Raw genomic sequence first — 19,051 nt, 5'->3', positions numbered from 1 at the left:
GCGCGACTTGCTTACAGCGTGAAGTCGTACTCCACCGTGATCGGTGCGTGGTCGCTGAACTTGACGGTCTTGTAGATCGCCTCGGTGCGCGCCAGCGCGCCGATGGCCGGCGTGGCCAGGTGGTAGTCGAGCCGCCATCCCACGTTGTTGGCGTAGGCCTGGCCGCGGTTGCTCCACCAGGTGTAGGCCTCGTCGGTGGTGTCGGGCTTGAGCCGGCGGTACACGTCCACCAGGCCCGCGCCGTCGGTGCCGGCGTCGAGCAGCTTCGTCATCCAGGCGCGTTCTTCGGGCAGGAAGCCGCTGTTTTTCTGGTTGCCGCGCCAGTTCTTCAGGTCGATCTGCTGGTGCGCGATGTTGATGTCGCCGCACAGGACGAAGTCGCGCTTCTTCTTGAGCGCCACCAGGTGCGGAAAGAAGCCCTCGAGAAAGCGGAACTTGGCGGCCTGCCGTTCTTCGCCCGAGCTGCCGCTCGGGAAGTAGCAGCTGATGACGGAGAACTTGCGCTTGGGCGTGTCGAAGCGCAGTTCGAGGTAGCGGCCTTCGGCGTCGAACTCGGCGTCGCCCCAGCCGACCACGACCTTGCTCGGCGCGTGCTTCGTGTAGACGGCGGTGCCGGCGTAGCCTTTCTTCTCGGCGAAGTGGAAGTGGCCCTTGAGCCCGGCCATCTCCTCGAAGCGGCCTTCGACGTCTCCGGCCTGGACCCGGATCTCCTGCATGCAAATACAATCCGGCGCAAGTTCGGCCACCCAGTCGGCCACGCCTTTGGTAGCGGCCGAACGCAGGCCATTGAGATTGAGACTGGTCAGTTTGAACACAAGGAAATTCCCGATGGCTGTAGATGGTGAGAAAAGCAGCGCGGTCGCACAGGACTTCGTCCAGTTTGCGTTGGATGCCGGCGTACTTCGCTTCGGCGAATTCAAGACAAAAGCCGGTCGGATGAGTCCTTATTTCTTCAATTCGGGGCTCTTCGACGACGGCGGCAAGATCGCGCGTCTGGCCGGATTCTATGCAGACCGGCTGATCGAGAGCGGGCTCGAATTCGACATGATCTTCGGCCCCGCCTACAAGGGCATCCCGCTGGGCGCCACGGTGGCCGCCGAGCTGGCCCGCCGGGGCCGCAACTACCCCTTTGCCTACAACCGCAAGGAAGCCAAGGCGCACGGCGAAGGCGGCAACCTGGTGGGCGCGCCGCTCAAGGGCCGCGTGCTGATCGTCGACGACGTGATGTCGGCCGGCACCGCGGTGCGCGAGTCGATCGCCGCGATCCAGGCCGCCGGCGCCACGCCGCATGCCGTGGCCATCGCGCTCGACCGGCAGGAGAAAGCCACCGAGAACGGCGTCGACGTGGACCACAGCGCCGTGCAGTACGTGCGCAACCAGCTCGGCCTGTCGGTGATCGCCATCGCCACGCTGGACGACCTGCTGAGCTACCTGTCGGGCAATGCCGCCGCCGACCTGGGCACGCACCGCGATCGCGTGCTGGCCTACCGCACGCGCTACGGCGCCGCCTGAGGCACGGCACCGATGCGCGCGCGCGATCACGGCAAGCCGACCCGCCTGCTGGCGGTCGCATCGTTTCTGGTGACTTCGGGTTTCAGCGGTGCGTTGCAGGCGCAATCGCAGAAACTGGAAGGCGCCGCCCCCGGCATCTTCACCTGCATCGACTCACGCGGCCGCACGCTCACGGCAGACCGGCCGATCGCGGAATGCAACGACCGCGAGCAGCGCGAGCTGAACCCCAGCGGTTCGGTTCGCCGCAAGGTCGAGCCCACCTATACGGCGCGCGAGCTGGCCGAGCGCGAAGACCGCGCCCGCGAAGCCGCCGCCCAGGCAGCGCGCCTGACCGACGAGCGCCGCCGCGAGCGCGCACTGCTGGTGCGCTACCCGAACGCCGCCACGCACGACCGCGAGCGCGCCGAAGCGCTGGTGCAGATCGACGCGGTGATCCAGGCGGCGAAGAAGCGCATCGCCGAGCTGGGCGAAGACCGCAAGAAGATCGACGAAGAGCTGGAGTTCTACAAGGCGGACACCAGCAAGGCGCCCGGTGCGGTGCGCCGCAAGCTCGAGGACAACACGCAGAGCGTGGCGGTGCAGAACCGCTTCATCGCCGAACAGGAAGAAGAGAAGAAGCGCGTGAATGCGCGCTTCGACGAAGAGCGCGGGCGGCTCAAGCTGATCTGGTCGCCGCAGAACGGCGGCAACCCTCGCTGAACCCGCCGGGGCCTTGCGCAAGGCCCCGGCTTCTTTGTTCGATCAGCCCAGCTTGGCTTTCAGCAGCTCGGTGACCTGCGCCGGGTTCGCCTTGCCGCCGCTGGCCTTCATGACCTGGCCCACGAGGCCGTTGAGCGCCTTCTCCTTGCCGGCGCGGTATTCGTCGACGTTCTTCGCGTTCTTGGCGATGACTTCGTCGAGGATCGCATCGAGGGCGCCGGTGTCGCTCATCGGCTTCAGGTCCTTGGCTTCGATGATCGCGTCGACATCGCTGCCTTCGCCGGTCCACAGGGCATCGAACACCACGCGCGCCGCGTTGTTCGGCAGCGTGCCGTCGGCAATGCGCTTGACCAGCTGGCCGAGTTGCTGCGCTTTGACCGGCGCGGCCTCGATGCCGATTTCGGCGGCGTTCAGGCGGCGTGCCATCTCGCCGGTGATCCAGTTGCTCGCGAGCTTGGGCGCGGCGCCGGCGTTCACGGCTTCATCGAAGTAGCGTGCGAGCGCGGTGCTCTGCGTGAGCTGCGTGGCGTCGTATTCCGACAGCCCGTGGTCGCGCACATAGCGTTCGGCCATGGCGCGCGGCAGCTCGGGCATGGTGGCCTTCACGCGCTCGATCCAGTCGGCCGCAATCACCAGCGGCGGCAGGTCGGGGTCGGGGAAGTAGCGGTAGTCGGCCGAGTCTTCCTTGGCACGCATCGCGCGCGTCTCGCCCGTGTCGGCGTTGAACAGCACGGTGGCCTGCTCGACCTTGCGGCCGTCTTCGATCTCTTCGATCTGCCAGCGGATCTCGAAATCGATCGCCTGCTGCATGTGCTTGAAGCTGTTCAGGTTCTTGATCTCGCGCCGCGTGCCGAGCTTGTCGCCGGGCTTGCGCACCGACACGTTGGCGTCGCAGCGGAAGCTGCCTTCCTGCATGTTGCCGTCGCAGATGCCGATCCACGTGACGATCTTGTGCAGCTCCTTGGCGTAGGCCACGGCCTCGGCGGTGGAGCGCATGTCGGGCTCGGTCACGATCTCCAGCAGCGGCGTGCCGGCGCGGTTCAGGTCGATGCCGCTCTGGCCGATGAAGTTCTCGTGCAGCGACTTGCCCGCGTCTTCTTCGAGGTGGGCGCGCACGAGGCGCACGGTCTTCTTTTCTTCGCCGAGAAAGAACGACACCGCACCGCCTTGCACCACCGGAATCTCGAACTGGCTGATCTGGTAGCCCTTGGGCAGGTCGGGGTAGAAGTAATTCTTGCGTGCGAACACGCTGCGCGGCGCGATGTGCGAGCCCAGCGCCAGGCCCAGCTTGATGGCGCGTTCGACCGCGCCCTTGTTCATCACGGGCAGCGTGCCGGGCAGCGCCAGGTCGACCGCGCAGGCCTGCGTGTTGGGCTCGGCGCCGAAAGCGGTGGACGCGCGGCTGAAGATCTTGCTGGCGGTCGAGAGTTGCGCGTGCGTCTCGAAGCCGATGATGACTTCATAGCCGCGCACCAGCGGACCGGTCGGGCGGCCCTGTTGTTGTGCTTCGAATGTGTTCACGGTCTCGCTCATCTCAAAAGCCCTCCGGCGTGCGTGCGTGCCAGTCGGTGGCCTGCTGGAAGCGGTGCGCTGCATTCAGCAGCTTCGCTTCGCCGAAGTAGTTGCCGATCAGCTGCAGGCCCACGGGCATGCCGCTGTCGAAGCCTGCGGGCACGCTCATGCCGGGCAGGCCGGCCAGCGATGCGGGCAGCGTGAAGATGTCGGCAAGGTAGTCGGCCACGGGGTCGTCGCCGTGCTCGCCGAGCTTCCATGCGGTGGTCGGCGCGGCAGGGCCGGCGATCACGTCGCACTGCTTGAAGGCCTGCTGGAAGTCGTCCGCGATCATGCGGCGAACCTTCTGTGCCTGCAGGTAGTAGGCGTCGTAGTAGCCGTGCGAGAGCACGTAGGTGCCGATCATGATGCGGCGCTTGACTTCGTCGCCGAAGCCTTCGGCGCGCGTGCGTTCGTACATGTCGGACAGGTCCTTGTACTGCTTGGCGCGGTGGCCGAACTTGACGCCGTCGAAGCGGCTCAGGTTGCTCGACGCTTCTGCAGCAGCCAGGATGTAGTACACGGGAATCGACAGCTCGGTGCGCGGCAGCGTGACCTCGACGCGCTTCGCGCCGAGTTTTTCATACTGCAACAGTGCTGCATCCATCGCCGCGCGCACGCCCGGTGCCACGCCTTCGCCGAAGAACTCCTTCGGCACGCCGATGCGCAGGCCTTCAAGCGAGTCGTTCAGCGAGCGGCTGAAGTTCTCGGCGGGCTTGTCGAGCGAGGTCGAATCGCGGTCGAGGTCGGAGCCGCAGAAGGCCGACAGCAGCAGCGCGCAGTCTTCGGCCGAGCGGGCCATCGGGCCGGCCTGATCGAGGCTCGATGCGAAGGCCACCATGCCGTAGCGCGAGGCGCGGCCGTAGGTCGGCTTGATGCCGGTCACGCCGCAGAACGAGGCGGGTTGGCGGATCGATCCGCCGGTGTCGGTGCCGGTGGCGGCGGGGGCAAGGCGTGCAGCCACGGCGGCTGCGCTGGCGCCCGAGGAGCCGCCCGGAATGCGTTCGCGGTTCCAGGGGTTTTGCACGGGCACGGCCTTGTCGTGGCCGACGGCGGGCACGGCGACGTTCTCGTTGGCCGAGCCCATCGCGAACTCGTCGCAGCTCAGCTTGCCGAGCGTGACCGCGCCGGCCTCGGCCAGGCGGCGCACCACGGTCGCGTCGAAGGGCGAGCGGTAGCCCGCGAGCATCTTCGAGCCGGCGGTGGTGGCGAAGTCGGTGGTGACGAAGATGTCCTTGTGCGCGATCGGCACGCCGGCCAGCGCGGGGGCGTTGCCGGCTGCAATTTGCGCGTCGGCCGCGCGGGCCTGGGCCAGCGTGACCTCTTCATTGACGTCGACGAAGGTGCCGAGCGACTCGTGCGCCTTCATGCGGCCCAGGAAAACCTGCGAGGCCTCGACGGCCGAGACCTTGCGGTCGGCCAGCGCCTTGGCCAGCGCAACCACACTCATTTGGTGCAATTCACCGCTGCTCATTATTCGATCACCTTGGGCACGAGGAACAGGCCGGCTTCGACGGCCGGGGCGCTCTTCTGGTTGGCTTCGCGGTTGTCGGGCTCGCTCACCACGTCGTCGCGAAGACGCAAGGTGATGTCCTCGATGGCCGCCACGGGGTGCGCCAGCGGCTCGACGCCTTCGGTGTCGACCGAACGCATGCGTTCAACCAGGTCGAAGAAGCCATTGATCTGGCTGAGCATGCGCTCGCTTTCGTCGGGAGCAAGCTGCAGCCTCGCCAGCGAGGCGATGCGCGCAATATCGGAAGTGGACAGTGACATAGGGTCGGGTGGCCAAAAAAAGCCGAGGTAATCGCACGCCGAAGAGGGTGCTAATACAGGAATCAGAGGGGATTCGGGTATTATCCCGCCTTTGCCGCAACCCCCGCGAACGCGCCGGCTTTTGCGTCAAAAACGATCAATTCACCCCGTCAAACGACCCAAAAATAGAGCGACGACCTGCCGGTGCGCAGGCCGTGCTCCAGAGGATTTCGCACATGTTTGGAGCTTTCCGTCGGTACTTTTCCACCGACCTTGCGATCGATCTCGGCACCGCCAACACCCTGATATTTGCCCGCAACAAGGGCATCGTGCTGGACGAGCCCTCGGTGGTCGCCATTCGCCACGAAGGTGGCCCCCACGGCAAGAAGGTGATCCAGGCCGTCGGCCGCGAGGCCAAGGCCATGCTGGGCAAGGTGCCCGGCAACATCGAGGCGATCCGCCCGATGAAGGACGGCGTCATTGCCGACTTCGTGATCACCGAGCAGATGATCAAGCAGTTCATCAAGATGGTGCACCCGCGCACGCTGCTCACGCCGAGCCCGCGCATCATCATCTGCGTGCCCTGCGGCTCGACCCAGGTCGAGCGCCGCGCCATCAAGGACGCGGCCGAGGCGGCCGGCGCCACCTCCGTCTACCTCATCGAAGAACCCATGGCCGCGGCCATCGGCGCGGGCCTCCCCGTCAGCGAAGCCTCGGGCTCGATGGTGGTGGACATCGGCGGCGGCACCACCGAAGTGGGCGTCATCTCGCTGGGCGGCATGGTCTACAAGGGCTCCGTGCGCGTCGGCGGCGACCGCTTCGACGAAGCCATCATCAACTACATCCGCCGCAACTACGGCATGCTGATCGGCGAGCCGACGGCCGAAGTCATCAAGAAGACCATCGGCTCGGCCTTCCCGGGCTCCGAGGTCAAGGAGATGGAAGTCAAGGGCCGCAACTTGTCCGAAGGCGTGCCGCGCAGCTTCACCATCAGCAGCAACGAAGTGCTGGAAGCCCTGACCGATCCGCTGAACAACATCGTCTCGGCCGTGAAGAACGCGCTGGAGCAGACGCCGCCCGAACTGGGCGCCGACATCGCCGACCGCGGCATGATGCTGACCGGCGGCGGCGCGCTGCTGCGCGACCTCGACCGCCTGCTGGCCGAAGAAACCGGCCTGCCGGTGCTCGTGGCCGAAGACCCGCTGACCTGCGTGGTGCGCGGCTGCGGCATCGCCCTCGAACGCATGGACCGCCTGGGCAGCATCTTCACGAGCGAGTAAAAGGCGAAAGCCATCATCGGCCGGCCTCTGCTTGCATAGGCCGGCTTTTTGTTATTTGATTCCGCACCACCGCCGGGTCTGAATTCATGCCTCTGGGCACGCTCGATCGCACAGCGCCACCTCTGTTCAACCAGGGGCAGTCGGCACTCAGCAAGCTGATCTTCTTCGGCGCGCTGTCGCTCTTCCTGATGGTGGCCGATGCGCGCTTTCATATCGTGCAGCCGATCCGCGCCGGCCTCGGCGCGGTGCTCTACCCGGTGCAATGGGTGGCGCTCAAGCCGGTGCAGATGGCAGTGGGTGGCGGCCGCTACCTCGAAGATTTGCAGACCGCGCAGCGCAACGAGGCCGATGCCCGCAAGGCGCTGATGATGCAGGCCGAGCGCGCCAGCCAGGCCGACACGCTGGCACAGGACAACGCCCGCCTGCGCGAGCTGCTTGAACTGCGCCAGACCACGCAGACCCCCGGCCGTGCGGCCGAGGTGCTGTACGACGCCGCCGATCCCTACACCCGCAAGATCGTGATCGACCAGGGCATGACGCAGGGCGTGGTGGCCGGCTCGCCGGTGATCGACGCGCGCGGCGTGCTCGGCCAGGTCACGCAAGTGCTGCCCTTCACGAGCGAGGTCACGCTGGTGATCGACCGCGACCTCGCCATTCCCGTGCAGAACACCCGCACCGGCGTGCGCAGCGTGGCCTTCGGCGACGCCTCGGCGCACGGCGGTGGCCTCGAACTGCGCTTCATGGCGGCCAACGCCGACCTGCAGGAAGGCGACTTGCTGTCCACCAGTGGCGTCGACGGCATCTACCCGGCCGGCCTGCCGGTCGCGAAGATCGAACGCATCGAACGCCGCGCCGACTCGGCCTTCGCCCGCATCTACTGCGTGCCGCTCGCGCATGTGACGGCCGCGCGCTACGTGCTCGTGCTCGAACCCACCGGCGCACCGACGGCCCCGCCGCCCGCGCCGCCCGTGACCACGCAGCGCAAGCGCCCCGACGGCAAGCCCGGCGCAGGCAAGAACGAAAAGAAGCCCGGAGAACGCCGATGATCAAGCGACCCGGCCAGCAGCAGCTCCTGCTGCCCGTCAGCCCGCTCTTCATGTGGACCAGCCTCGTCGTGGCGCTGCTGGTCAACATGGTGCCGATCGGCCGCGCCGTCTGGATGCCCGACCTGCTGGCGCTGGTGATCGTGTTCTGGGGCGTGCACCAGCCGGCGCGCGTGGGCATCGGCGCGGCCTTCGTGTTCGGCCTGTGCATGGACGTGCACCAGTCGTCGATGCTGGGCCAGCATGCGCTGTCCTACACCACGCTGGGCTTCTTCGCGATCACGATCCACCGGCGCCTGCTGTGGTACCCGGTGCTGTCGCAGGCGCTGCAGGTGCTGCCGCTCTTTGCGCTATCGCAGCTGATCGAGGTCATCACGCGGATGATCGGTGGCGGCGTGTTCCCGGGCTGGGCGGTGCTGATCTCGCCGGCCATCGAGGCCGCGCTCTGGCCGCTGGCCTCGGCCCTGTTGCTGGCGCCGCAGCGCCGCACGCCGGAACCGGACGAGAACCGACCGCTCTAATCCTGCCCCGCAGCCGCATTTGCCATTGCACTTGCACGCGCCTAAGCTCCCACCGCCATGACCGAAATCCGCAACGTCGCCGCCGATCTCGCGCGCTTCAAGCGCCGTGTGATCGTGATCGGACTGGCGGTGTTGTTTGCGTTCGGCCTGCTGTGCGCGCGGCTGGTCTACCTGCAGGTCACGCGGCACGAAGACCTGGCCGAGCAGGCCGAGAGCAACCGCACGGCCATCGTGCCGGTGGTGCCCAACCGTGGCCTGATCCTCGACCGCAACGGGATCGTGCTGGCCTCGAACTACTCGGCCTACACGCTGGAGATCACGCCTTCGAAGGTGGGCGACGTCGAGGAAACCATCGACAGCCTGACGCAGGTGCTCGAGATCTCTCCGCGCGACCGGCGCCGCTTCAAGCGCCTGCGCGAAGACTCGCGCAGCTTCGACTCCATTCCGATCCGCACCCGCCTGAGCGATGAAGAGGTGGCGCGCTTCGCGGCCCAGCGCTATCGCTTCCCGGGCGTCGAGATCAAGGCGCGCCTGTTCCGCAACTACCCGCAGGGCGAGCTGGCCTCGCACGTGCTCGGCTACATCGGCCGCATCAACCAGCGCGAGAAGACCGCGATGGAAGACTGGGACGAAGACGAGCAGGCCAACTACAAGGGCACCGACTACATCGGCAAGCTGGGCATCGAGCAGAGCTACGAGAAGACGCTGCACGGCCAGACTGGCGTGGAGCAGATGGAAACCTCGGCCGGCGGCCGCGCGGTGCGCCGCCTTGCGAGCCACCCGGCCACGCCCGGCAACACCGTGATGCTGGCGCTTGACATCAAGCTGCAGAAGCTGGTCGAAGACATGTTCGGCGAGCGGCGCGGCGCGGTGGTGGCCATCGATCCCAAGACCGGCGAGGTGCTGGCCTTCGTGAGCAAGCCGACCTTCGACCCCAACCTTTTCGTCGAAGGCATCGACAACGAAAGCTGGACGGCGCTGACCGAATCGCTCGACAAGCCACTGCTGAACCGCGCCCTGCGCGGCACCTACCCGCCGGGCTCCACGTACAAGCCCTTCATGGCGCTGGCCGCGCTGCAGACCGGCAAGCGCGGCCCCAGCGTGGTGGTGAACGACCCCGGCTACTTCAACTTCGGCGGCCACCGCTTCGGCAGCCCCGAAGGCTACCTGGGCGGCGTCGACATGCGGCGTGCGATCCAGCTGTCGAGCAACATCTATTTCTACTCGCTGGCCAACGAGATGGGCGTGGACATGATCCACGACGCCATGAAGCCGCTGGGCTTCGGCCAGATCACCGGCATCGACCTGGGCGGCGAAGTGCGCGGCGTGCTGCCCAGCACCGAGTGGAAGCGCAACACCTACAAGCGGCCTGAGGCCAAGAAGTGGTACGCCGGCGAAACCATCTCGCTGGGCATCGGCCAGGGCTACAACGCCTTCACGATGCTGCAGTTGGCGCAGGCCACGTCCATCGTGGCCGACGGGGGGCTCAAGCACAAGCCGCACCTCGTGCTGGCCACGCGCGACACGGTCAGCGGGCAGGTGGTGCCGCTGCCGCAACCGCCGGCGGAAAACCTCGGCTACACGCCGGCCGCGATCGCGGTGATCCGCGAAGGCCTGACCAGCGTGGTCACTGCCGGCACGGCGCGCGGCGTGTTCGCGGGCGCGAGCTACCAGGCGGCCGGCAAGACCGGCACGGCGCAGGCCGTGACGCAGGCGCAGAACACCAAGTACAACGCCCGCGCGCTGGAAGAACACCAGCGCGATCACGCGCTCTTCATGGGCTTCGCGCCAGTGAACGACCCGAAGATCGCCGTGGCGGTGATCGTCGAGAACGCAGGCTGGGGCGCGGGTGCGGCGGCTCCCATCGCGCGCCGCGTGTTCGACTACTGGCTGGCGAACCAGTACCCGAGCGAGGCCGACATGGCGGCCATCAAGACCGGCAAGGCGACCGCGCCGATCGGCAAGCCGCGCGTGGCGAGCGAAGTGGCGTGGCCGGCGGCTGCGAGCACGACGGCGCCTGCGCCCTGACGTCTTGCTCCCTCTCCCCTTGGGGAGAGGGTTGGGGTGAGGGGGGCGGCGATGAAGGCCGCGCGATGTGGTGAGGCCGCTTGCCCTCACCCTGACCCTCTCCCAGAGGGAGAGGAAATAAAACCTCAGACCACCGTGCCGGCAACTTCACCCAGGCCGATACGCACAGCCCCCGCGCGCTCGCAGTACCCGCGCATGACCAGCGTGTCCCCATCTTCCAGGAACGTCCGCTTCTCGCCATTCGGCAGCGTGATCGGCTGCTTGCCGCCCAGCGTCAGCTCCATCAGCGAGCCGGCTTCGTCGGGCTTCGGCCCCGACAGCGTGCCCGAGCCCAGCAGGTCGCCCGGCTGCAGGTTGCAGCCGTTCACCGTGTGGTGCGTGATGAGTTGCGCTGCGGTCCAGTAGGCGGCCTCGGTCGTGTTGCCGCGCGTCAGGCGCACGGGAGCGACGCCTTCGGCGCGCATCTTCGCGGTCTGCAGCAGCACTTCGAGCGTGATGTCGAGCGCGCCGCCTTCGCGGTTCGATGCCGAGTCGAGGTACGGCAGCGGCTGCGGGTCTTCCGCGGGCCGCTCGAACTTCGCGCGGAACGGCGCCAGCGCTTCCATCGTCACGATCCACGGCGACAGCGTGCTGGCGAAGTTCTTCGCCAGGAACGGGCCGAGTGGCTGGTATTCCCAGGCCTGCAGGTCGCGCGCCGACCAGTCGTTGAGCAGCGTCACGCCGAACAGGTGGTCTTCGGCCTCGCCGATGGCGATGGGCTCGCCCAGCGCATTGCCTTGGCCGACCAGGAAGCCCAGCTCCAGTTCGTAGTCCAGGCGCTTCGAAGGGCCGAAGCTCGGTGCCACGGCATCGGGCGCCTTGGTCTGGCCTTGCGGGCGCTTGAAGGTCTGGCCGCTCACGCCGATCGACGAGGCGCGGCCGTGGTAGCCGATCGGCACCCACTTGTAGTTGGGCATCAGCGGCTGGTCGGGGCGGAACAGCTTGCCGATGGTGGTCGCGTGATGGATGCCGGTGTAGAAGTCGGTGTAGTCGCCGATGCGGCAAGGCACCGTCATCTCGGCCTTGGCCTGCGCGAGTAGCGCCTTCGACCATGCGGCCTGCTTGTCGCTGCCTTCGGCAAGACCGGCCGAGATCGCGGCGCGCAGCGCCTGACGGTCTTTCACCGAGGCGTTCATCAGCGCGTTCATGTCGTCGGTGTCGATCAGGCCCGTGGCCTTCAGGTCCAGCACCTGGTCGCCGATGGCGACGCCGACGCGAAAGCCTTCGCTGCTGCCGGCGGTGCGAAAGCGGCCGAAGGGCAGGTTCTGGATCGGGAAGTCGGTGCCGGCTTCATTGGCCGAGGCGACCCAGCTGCGCAGCTTCGGGTCATGGGTGGCGTTCAGTGCGGTCATGGATGTCTTTCAAACAGTGTTCTATGAGGGCGGGGCTCTTTCGGGGAACACCGCAGAACCGGCTTTGCCGGGCTGCTGGTGTTGCCCCCGGTAGGGGGTAGGAGGCCACACGAAGTGGGCAAGCCTGGGGGCGAGTCTTAGTCTGCGCTCATGCCGGCCTTCTTGGCGACTTCGCCCAGGCGCTTGTATTCCGTGTCGGTCAGCGTGGTCAACTCCTGCGCGGTCGAGCCGCGTGGCGAGAAGCCGGCCTGCGCCAGCTTGGCCTTCACGTCGGGCATCGCAAGCGCTTCCACGAAGGCTTCGTTCAGCGCCTTCACGATCGGCGCCGGCAGCTTCGCCGGCCCGTACACGCCGAACCACGGCTCCAGCGCGTAGCCCTTCAGGCCCGCCTCGGCCATCGTCGGCACGTCGGGCAGCGACGGCGAGCGCGTGGGCCCGGCCACGGCCAGCGCGCGCAGCTTGCCAGCCTGGATGTGCGGCAGCGACGCCGGCAGGTTGTCGAACATCGCGCCGATGTTGTTGCCCAGCATGTCGGTGATGGCCGGGCCGCTGCCCTTGTAGGCGACGTGCACGAGGTCGGTGCCCGTCATCTGCGCGAACATCACGCCGGCGAGGTTCATCGACGTGCCGGCGCCCGCGGTGGCGTAGGGCATGCCGGGGTTCTTCTTCGCGGCCGCGATCAGGTCGGCCACCGATTTCACCGGCGAGGCCGCCGGCACTTCGAGCACGATGGTCGAGGTGCCCAGCAGGCTGATGGCGGTGAAGTCCTTGCGCGGGTCGAAGGCCATCGACTTGTAGATGTGCGGGTTCAGCGCATTGGTCGAGATGGCACCGAAGCCGATGGTGTAGCCATCGGGTGCGGCCTTGGCCACGGCGTCCATGCCGATGTTGCCGCCCGCGCCGCCGCGGTTGTCGATCAGCACCGGCTGGCCCAGCTTCTCCGACACTTTCTGGCCCACGGTGCGCGCCACCAGGTCGGTGGTGCCGCCGGGCGTGTAGGGCACCACGAAGCGGATCGGCTTCGTCGGGTAGTCGGCAGCCTGCGCGAAGAAGGGCACTGCGAGCAGGGCGACGGCCGCGGCGCGACGCGTGATGACGAAAGCGGTTGTCTTGTTCATGCTTTGAATTGGTCTTTCAGGCCGGCCCAGCAATCGGCGTAGTCGGTATCGAGCACGGGGCTCTTCAGGGCGAAGTTGGTGGGAATGAAGCGGTAGCGGCTCTCGAACATGAAGGCCAGCGTGTTGTCCAGCTTGTGCGGCTTCAGGTCGGCGTGCGTGGCCTTGTCGAAGGCCTCTTCGTCGGGGCCGTGCGGCACCATGCAGTTGTGCAGGCTCGCGCCACCGGGCTTGAAGCCGCCCGGCTTGGCGTCGTACTCGCCCAGCACCAGGCCCATGAATTCGCTCATGAGGTTGCGGTGGAACCATGGCGGACGGAAGGTGTTTTCCATCACCATCCAGCGCGGCGGGAAGATCACGAAGTCGCAGTTGGCCGTGCCGGGCGTGTCGCTGGGCGAAGTCAGCACGGTGAAGATCGACGGATCGGGATGGTCGAAGCTGATCGAGCCGATCACCATGAAGTGCGCCGTGTCGTACTTGACCGGCGCGAGGTTGCCGTGCCACGCGACCACGTTGAAGGGCGACTGCTTGGCCGGCGCCTTCCAGAAGCGGCCGGCGAATTTCTTGACCAGTTCGTAGGCTCCTTCTTCCGTCTCGAACGCCGCCACGGGCGCCTGGAAGTCGCGCGCATTGGCCAGGCCGTTCGAGCCGATGGGCCCCAGCTCGGGCAGGCGGAAATGCGCGCCGTAGTTCTCGCAGACATAGCCGCGCGAGAGGCCGTCGGGCAGCGCGACCTTGAAGGCCATGCCGCGCGGCAGCAGCGCGATTTCGCCGGGCTTGACGTCGAGCACGCCCAGCTCGGTCGTGACGACGAGGCGGCCCTGCTGCGGCACCACCAGCATCTCGCCGTCGGCGTTGACGAAGGCGCGGCGCTCCATCGAGCGGCCGGCCAGGTACATCAGCGAGCCGATGCCGACCTGCGACTCGGCGTCGCCATTCGCCGCGATGGTGTGCATGCCGTCGATGAAGTCGGCTTCGGCGGCGCCGTCCAGCGGCTGCGGATGCCAGCGCAGGGGCTCGGGCGGCAGCGCGATCTCGCGATCGGCGCCGGTGGTCCAATGCGGTTGCGCATACGGCTGGTAGCGGCCCGACACCACCGAAGGCTGGCGACGGTACAGCCAGGTGCGGCGGTTCTCATGGCGCGGCGCCGTGAAGGCCGTGCCCGAGATCAGCTCGGTGTACAGGTCGAACGGGCCGCGCTGCGGGTTGTTGCGGCCCTGCGGCAGCGCGCCGGCCACGGCCTCGGAGGCGTATTCGTTGCCGAAGCCGCTCTGGTAGCGCCGCTCGGTGGCGGGGGAGGGTTGGGTCATGGTGTTCTCTTTCGAAAATCGCGATGAGATGGAAATGATGCGGCGCGTTGCGTTCAGGCGCTGCGCGCGGCGTCGAAAGCCTCACGCAGCACGGCGAGCGAGCCGACGTGGTTGGCCAGCACGAGCACGAGGCGCGCGTTGAAGGCGTGGCTCTCTTCAGTGGAAAGCCCCTGGTGGGCCTCGATCAGCGCCTCGTAGAAATCGTCGGGCGCGTCGAGGTTCGGCGTGGTGATCAGTGATTGCTGTTGTTGCATGGCGTTCAGGCCTTTGCCAGTGCGCGGTGGGTCGCCGCGCGGATGTGGTCCGCCGTGGGCTGGCGCCAGCGCGCGCACACGTGCTGGTCGGGCCGCAGGAGGTAGACGGTACCGGGTTGCGCGTCGTAGCGCTGCGCCGCGAGTTCGCCGGCGGGCGTGCTGGCCTGCACCTGCACGATGTGCAGCGCCACATCGCTGGCCTTCAGCGCCTGCAGGCTGCGCGCGGCCGCCTCGCCGGTGCCGAACACCAGGGCCGTGAACCGCGCCGCATCGCATTCGCGCAGCAGCCAGCCGGTGCTGCCGTCGGCGCGCAGCACGGGCGCGTCGGCTGCGGCGGCGCCGGGCACCATCGCGCCGGCGAAGGCTTCGGCGTCGGGCGTGTTGAGCGGCGAATCGCGCAGCACCGTGGCGACGGAAAGCCGCCCGCTGTTGACCAGCGTTCGCGCAAAGGCATGGCGCCGGGTCAGCTCCAGCACCGCATCGCGAAAGAGCCGGCTCACCTCGCTCTTGGGCGTGATGAAGTCGGTGGCGCGCGTCGAGTTGCGGATGTTCTCGTCGGCCGCGAACTCGCGCTCGCTGGCGTAGCTGTCGAGCAGCGCGTCGGGCGCGTCGCCCTGCACCACGGCCGCGAGCTTCCACGCGAGGTTGTCGGCGTCTTGCACGCCCGAGTTGGCGCCGCGCGCGCCGAAGGGCGACACGCCGTGCGCCGAGTCGCCTGCAAACAGCACGCGGCCATGGCGGAAGTGCGCCATGCGCTGGCAGGCGAAGGTGTAGACGCTGGCCCAGCCGATCTGGAACTGCACGCCCTCGAAGCCGATGCTGTCGAGCAGGGCGCGCACGCGCGGCGTGATGTTCTCGGGCTTGCGTTCTTCCACCGGGTCGGCGTCCCAGCCGAGCTGGAAGTCGACGCGCCACATGCCGTCGGCTTGCTTGTGCAGCAGCACGCTCTGGCCGGGGTGGAACGAGGGGTCGAACCAGAAGCGGCGCTCGGTGGGCAGTTGCGCGTCCATCGTGATGTCGGCGATCAGGAAGCGGTCGCGGAACACGCGGCCCTTGGCCTCCTGGCCCAGCAGCTGGCGCAGGTTGGAGCGCGAGCCGTCGCAGGCGGCGACGTAGCCGGCCTGCAGCTGATAGTTGCCTTCGGGCGTTTCCACCGTCAGCACCGCGCCGTCGTCGCGCTGCTCGATGCCCGTGACCTTGCTGTTCCAGCGCAGGTCGATCAGCGGCAGCTCGGCCACGCGTTCGACGAGGTAGCCCTCGACGTAGTACTGCTGCAGGTTGATGAAGGCCGGGCGCTCATGGCCGGGCTCGGGCAGCAGGTCGAAGCGGTAGACCTGCTCGTCATGGAAGAACACCTTGCCCACGTTCCACGACACGCCCTTGTCGACCATGCGGTCGCCGCAGCCCAGGCGGTCGAACACTTCGAGCGTGCGCTTGGCGAAGCAGATGGCGCGCGAGCCGCTGGACAGGGTGTTGTCGTTGTCGAGCAGCACCACGGGAATCTGGCGCAGCGCCAAGTCGATGGCGAGCGTGAGGCCGACGGGGCCGGCGCCGACGATCACCACGGGGTGATGGGCAGGGGTGGCCGCGTCCTGGTCGGCGTGGCGTTTGTAGTCGAAGCGCAGACTTTGATAGTCGATCACGTGTTGTCTCCGTGTCCTTGGGTCTTGTATTGCTCCTTCCCCCTCTGGGGGAAGGTCGGGATGGGGGCTCGGCGGCGCTCGAAACTGGCGCTCTGCCTGCCCCCACCCCAGCCCTCCCCCAGCGGGGGAGGGGGCAAGGCAATCAGCCTTCCAGCGCCTTCCACATGTCGATGTCGCGCTGCGCCGTCCACACGCGCGGATCGGCGTGGCCCGAGGCTTCGTCGTACGCGCGGCTCACGTCGAAGGGCATGCAGTGGTCGAAGATCACCCACTGGCTGTACTTGGGCTTGAGCTTGGCGTAGGTGTCCTTGTAGACCGCGTTCAGGTCGCGGCCGGCCTTCACGCCTTCCTGCACGCTGGCGTACACGTCGGAGATGAAGTTGCGCGTGCCGGTCAGGCCCTCGGCCACGGCTTCGGGCGTGGTGAGCGCGGCGCCGCGGCCCGGCACCAGTGCCACGGGCTTGAGCGCGGCGATGTTGTCCAGCGTCTGCGGCCAGTCCTTGAAGTAGGCGTCGCCGGCGTAGGGCGTCGCGCCGAACTCGACCAGGTCGCCCGACAGCAGCGTGCGCTCCTGCGGCAGCCAGACGACGGTGTCGCCCTTGGTGTGGCCGCGGCCCAACTGGATCAGCTGCACTTCGAGCTTGCCCAGCCACAGCGTCATCTTGCCGGTGAAGGTCATGGTGGGCCAGGTCAGGCCCGGCGGCACGGTCTCGACGTTCTGGAACAGGCGCGGGAAGCGGCCGATTTCGCTGGCCTTGTCTTCCTCGCCACGCTCGACGATCAGGTCGCGCGTGTCCTGGCTGGCCAGCACGTGTTCGGCGCCGTAGCCCGCCGCGCCCAGCACACGCACCGCGTGGTAATGCGTGAGCACCACGTACTTGATGGGCTTGTCGGTCACTTCGCGGATGCGGCGCACCACGTCGGCGGCCATGGCGGGCGTGGCCTGGGTGTCGGCCACCAGCACGCAGTCGTCGCCGATGACGATGCCGGTGTTGGGGTCGCCCTCGGCGGTGTAGGCCCAGGCGTGCTCCGAGATCTGGCTGAAAGTGATCTTCTTTTCTTCCATGTCGGCCTGGCTGGCGAACTTCTTGGCTTGGCTCATCGTGTGTCTCCGGTTCGTGGGTGGGTTTCTGGCGGGGTCTGGAATTCGCGGGTCAAAAATTCGTTTAGAGCGAATGAATTTGCGGATAACGAATTTCTGCAGTGTAAGCGCCGGATCAGTTCATGTCTAATCCCTTCTTCATGAACGAACAACCAGACGGCAAGGCGGGCCATGGCAGCGACTGACACCGACCGCGCCCAGCGCGGCATCCAGAGCATCGAGGTCGGTGGCCAGCTGCTGCGTGCGCTGGTGCACCACGGCCGGCCGATGGCGCTGAAAGACCTCGCGCGCGAGGCCGACATGACGCCCGCCAAGGCGCACCCGTACATGGTGAGCTTCGGGCGCCTGGGCCTGATCGAGCAGGACCGTGCCAGCGGCCACTATCTGCTCGGACCGCTGGCCTTGCAACTGGGCCTGATCAGCCTGCAGCAGGCCGACCCGGTGCACATCGCCACGCCGCTGATCGGCCAACTGGCCCAGCAGATCGGCCACACCGTGGCGCTGGCCGTGTGGGGCGCGCGCGGCGCGACCATCGTGCGCACGGCCGAGTCGCCTTCGCCGGTGCACGTGAACATGCGGCACGGCACGGTGTTTTCGCTCACCCACACCGCCTCGGGCCGGGTGTTCGCCACCTACCTCGATGCCGCCGTGGTGCGGGCGCTGCTCGAGGAAGAGCGCCAGCGCCAGAAGCAGCGCAAGGGCGCCGAACCGGCCCCGCCTGCCGGCATGCCGCCGCTGCAGCCGCTGCCCTCGTGGAGCGACTTCGAGCAGCAGCTCAAGGAAGTGCGCGACCACGGCATCAGCCGCTCCGACGGCGAGGTGATCGAGGGCGTGAGCGCCATGGCCGCACCGGTGTTCGACCACACCGGCGCCATCGTGCTGGCCGTGACCGCCATCGGCCCGGCCGGCATCTTCGACACCGCGTGGGACGGCGAGATATCGCGCGCCCTCAAGGCCTGCGCGGACACCGTCTCCCAGCGGCTGGGCGCCACCGTGGCCCCGGCCGCCACCAGCCTTTCCAGAACCGAACGATGACGCCAGTCAGTCCCGATACATCTTTTTCCTTTTCTCTCGATGCGGCCACGGCGCTGCTGCGCGATGCCCGGCGCATCGTGGTTTTTTCCGGTGCGGGCCTGTCGCGCGCCTCGGGCATCCCGACCTACCGCGATGCCGACGGCCTCTGGAAGAGCCAGAACGCCCTGCAGTTCTCCCATGCCGAAGACCTGCAGCGCGATCCGTCCGGCTTCACCAAGTTCTGGGCGCAGCGCCTGTCGGTGGTCGAGTCGGCCCAGCCCAACCCGGGCCATGCCGCGCTGGCGCAGCTGCAAAGGTTGCGGCCCGCCACGCGGCTGGTCACGCAGAACGTCGACGGCCTCCTTACGCTGGCCGGCGGCCAGGACGTGCTCGAGCTGCACGGCTCGCTGCGCCGCTGGCGCTGCGACCACTGCGGCAACCGCAGCGGCCCGTGGCCTTTCCACCGGTGCCTGCGCTGCGGCTCGCACGCGCGGCCCGACGTGGTGATGTTCGGCGAGATGCTCAACGCCGGCGTGCTGCTCGACGCCCAGGTGGCGGCGCAAGAGTGCGACCTGTTCCTGGTGGTCGGCAGCACGACCATCGTCTACCCGGCCGCCGAGCTGCCGCAGACCGCGCTGGCCCACGGCGCGAAGCTGGTCACGCTCAACCTGGAGCCGCTGCCGCACCTGGACGATGCCGCCTCGGCGGTGCTGCGCGGCGCGTCCGAAGACCTGCTGCCGCGCCTGCTGGCGGGCATGGCCTGAAACCCCCGCACCGCCGTCGGGCACTTTCGCCCGGGCGACGGTCTAAACTCGTGCGCCCCACGAGGCGTCGCG

At 67.8% G+C, this 19,051-nt stretch carries 18 protein-coding genes; 8 read left to right on the top strand and 10 right to left on the bottom strand.

The window, feature by feature from the left end; all coding sequences use genetic code 11:
• Positions 1-11 precede the first annotated feature (11 nt).
• Positions 12-815: an exodeoxyribonuclease III gene (locus tag ACGLHS_RS27265; protein WP_093247019.1), complete on the bottom strand. Its 804-nt coding sequence runs from the start codon at positions 813-815 to the stop codon at positions 12-14.
• Between the two features lie 13 nt (positions 816-828).
• Here ACGLHS_RS27265 and pyrE point away from each other — a divergent pair, with 13 nt between their 5' ends.
• Complete coding sequence (pyrE, locus tag ACGLHS_RS27260) at positions 829-1,512, top strand: orotate phosphoribosyltransferase (protein WP_394484888.1); 684 nt, start codon at positions 829-831, stop codon at positions 1,510-1,512.
• A gap of 12 nt (positions 1,513-1,524) precedes the next feature.
• Positions 1,525-2,211, top strand: coding sequence for a DUF4124 domain-containing protein (locus ACGLHS_RS27255; RefSeq protein ID WP_394484886.1), 687 nt, complete (start codon positions 1,525-1,527; stop codon positions 2,209-2,211).
• Between the two features lie 42 nt (positions 2,212-2,253).
• On the opposite strand, the gene gatB is transcribed toward ACGLHS_RS27255, so the two are convergent.
• Genes gatB through gatC form a run of 3 tightly spaced genes read right to left on the bottom strand, consistent with a single transcriptional unit; the run spans position 2,254 to position 5,535 of the window.
• The gene (gene gatB, locus ACGLHS_RS27250; RefSeq protein WP_394484883.1) at positions 2,254-3,744 is read right to left on the bottom strand and encodes an Asp-tRNA(Asn)/Glu-tRNA(Gln) amidotransferase subunit GatB; all 1,491 of its coding nucleotides are present in this window, start codon (positions 3,742-3,744) and stop codon (positions 2,254-2,256) included.
• 1 nt (position 3,745) lies between these two features.
• On the bottom strand, positions 3,746-5,236 hold the full coding sequence (gatA, locus tag ACGLHS_RS27245; RefSeq protein ID WP_394484881.1) for an Asp-tRNA(Asn)/Glu-tRNA(Gln) amidotransferase subunit GatA: 1,491 nt from the start codon (positions 5,234-5,236) through the stop codon (positions 3,746-3,748).
• Positions 5,236-5,535 carry an Asp-tRNA(Asn)/Glu-tRNA(Gln) amidotransferase subunit GatC gene (gene gatC / locus ACGLHS_RS27240; RefSeq protein ID WP_093247014.1) on the bottom strand — a complete coding sequence of 100 codons (300 nt, stop codon included), beginning with the start codon at positions 5,533-5,535 and terminating at the stop codon, positions 5,236-5,238. Before gatC ends, gatA begins: the two co-directional genes overlap by 1 nt.
• Positions 5,536-5,750: 215 nt before the next feature.
• Here gatC and ACGLHS_RS27235 point away from each other — a divergent pair, with 215 nt between their 5' ends.
• From ACGLHS_RS27235 to mrdA, 4 genes are all read left to right on the top strand, one after another.
• Positions 5,751-6,794 carry a rod shape-determining protein gene (locus ACGLHS_RS27235; protein WP_013538761.1) on the top strand — a complete coding sequence of 348 codons (1,044 nt, stop codon included), beginning with the start codon at positions 5,751-5,753 and terminating at the stop codon, positions 6,792-6,794.
• Positions 6,795-6,880: 86 nt separating this feature from the next.
• Positions 6,881-7,840, top strand: coding sequence for a rod shape-determining protein MreC (gene mreC / locus ACGLHS_RS27230; protein WP_093247013.1), 960 nt, complete (start codon positions 6,881-6,883; stop codon positions 7,838-7,840).
• Positions 7,837-8,358, top strand: coding sequence for a rod shape-determining protein MreD (mreD, locus tag ACGLHS_RS27225; RefSeq protein ID WP_394484877.1), 522 nt, complete (start codon positions 7,837-7,839; stop codon positions 8,356-8,358). The genes mreC and mreD overlap by 4 nt, the downstream gene beginning before the upstream one ends.
• A 57-nt stretch (positions 8,359-8,415) precedes the next feature.
• On the top strand, positions 8,416-10,386 hold the full coding sequence (gene mrdA / locus ACGLHS_RS27220; protein WP_093247011.1) for a penicillin-binding protein 2: 1,971 nt from the start codon (positions 8,416-8,418) through the stop codon (positions 10,384-10,386).
• Positions 10,387-10,511: 125 nt separating this feature from the next.
• Here mrdA and fahA read toward each other — a convergent pair whose 3' ends face one another.
• The 6 genes from fahA to ACGLHS_RS27190 form a co-directional block, all read right to left on the bottom strand.
• On the bottom strand, positions 10,512-11,777 hold the full coding sequence (fahA, locus tag ACGLHS_RS27215; RefSeq protein ID WP_394484875.1) for a fumarylacetoacetase: 1,266 nt from the start codon (positions 11,775-11,777) through the stop codon (positions 10,512-10,514).
• Positions 11,778-11,914: 137 nt separating this feature from the next.
• Positions 11,915-12,895, bottom strand: a complete 981-nt coding sequence (locus ACGLHS_RS27210) for a Bug family tripartite tricarboxylate transporter substrate binding protein (protein WP_394484873.1) — start codon at positions 12,893-12,895, stop codon at positions 11,915-11,917.
• Complete coding sequence (gene hmgA, locus ACGLHS_RS27205) at positions 12,892-14,202, bottom strand: homogentisate 1,2-dioxygenase (protein WP_394484871.1); 1,311 nt, start codon at positions 14,200-14,202, stop codon at positions 12,892-12,894. Before hmgA ends, ACGLHS_RS27210 begins: the two co-directional genes overlap by 4 nt.
• A gap of 53 nt (positions 14,203-14,255) precedes the next feature.
• Positions 14,256-14,456 carry a DUF2783 domain-containing protein gene (locus ACGLHS_RS27200; RefSeq protein WP_394484869.1) on the bottom strand — a complete coding sequence of 67 codons (201 nt, stop codon included), beginning with the start codon at positions 14,454-14,456 and terminating at the stop codon, positions 14,256-14,258.
• A gap of 5 nt (positions 14,457-14,461) precedes the next feature.
• The gene (locus ACGLHS_RS27195; RefSeq protein ID WP_394484867.1) at positions 14,462-16,099 is read right to left on the bottom strand and encodes an FAD-dependent oxidoreductase; all 1,638 of its coding nucleotides are present in this window, start codon (positions 16,097-16,099) and stop codon (positions 14,462-14,464) included.
• A gap of 142 nt (positions 16,100-16,241) precedes the next feature.
• Positions 16,242-17,201, bottom strand: a complete 960-nt coding sequence (locus ACGLHS_RS27190) for an MBL fold metallo-hydrolase (RefSeq protein WP_093247005.1) — start codon at positions 17,199-17,201, stop codon at positions 16,242-16,244.
• 171 nt (positions 17,202-17,372) lie between these two features.
• On the opposite strand from ACGLHS_RS27190, the gene ACGLHS_RS27185 reads away from it, so the two are divergent.
• Together ACGLHS_RS27185 and ACGLHS_RS27180 are read left to right on the top strand one after the other, a co-directional pair.
• Positions 17,373-18,236, top strand: coding sequence for an IclR family transcriptional regulator (locus ACGLHS_RS27185; RefSeq protein ID WP_093247004.1), 864 nt, complete (start codon positions 17,373-17,375; stop codon positions 18,234-18,236).
• A complete protein-coding gene (locus tag ACGLHS_RS27180) occupies positions 18,233-18,979 on the top strand; it encodes an NAD-dependent deacetylase (RefSeq protein ID WP_394484864.1) in 747 nt (248 codons plus the stop codon). The genes ACGLHS_RS27185 and ACGLHS_RS27180 overlap by 4 nt, the downstream gene beginning before the upstream one ends.
• Positions 18,980-19,051 lie beyond the last annotated feature (72 nt).

Source organism: Variovorax sp. VaC1 (assembly GCF_043658315.1).
Classification (GTDB): domain Bacteria; phylum Pseudomonadota; class Gammaproteobacteria; order Burkholderiales; family Burkholderiaceae_C; genus Variovorax.
This window is presented reverse-complemented; position numbering and strand designations above follow the sequence as displayed.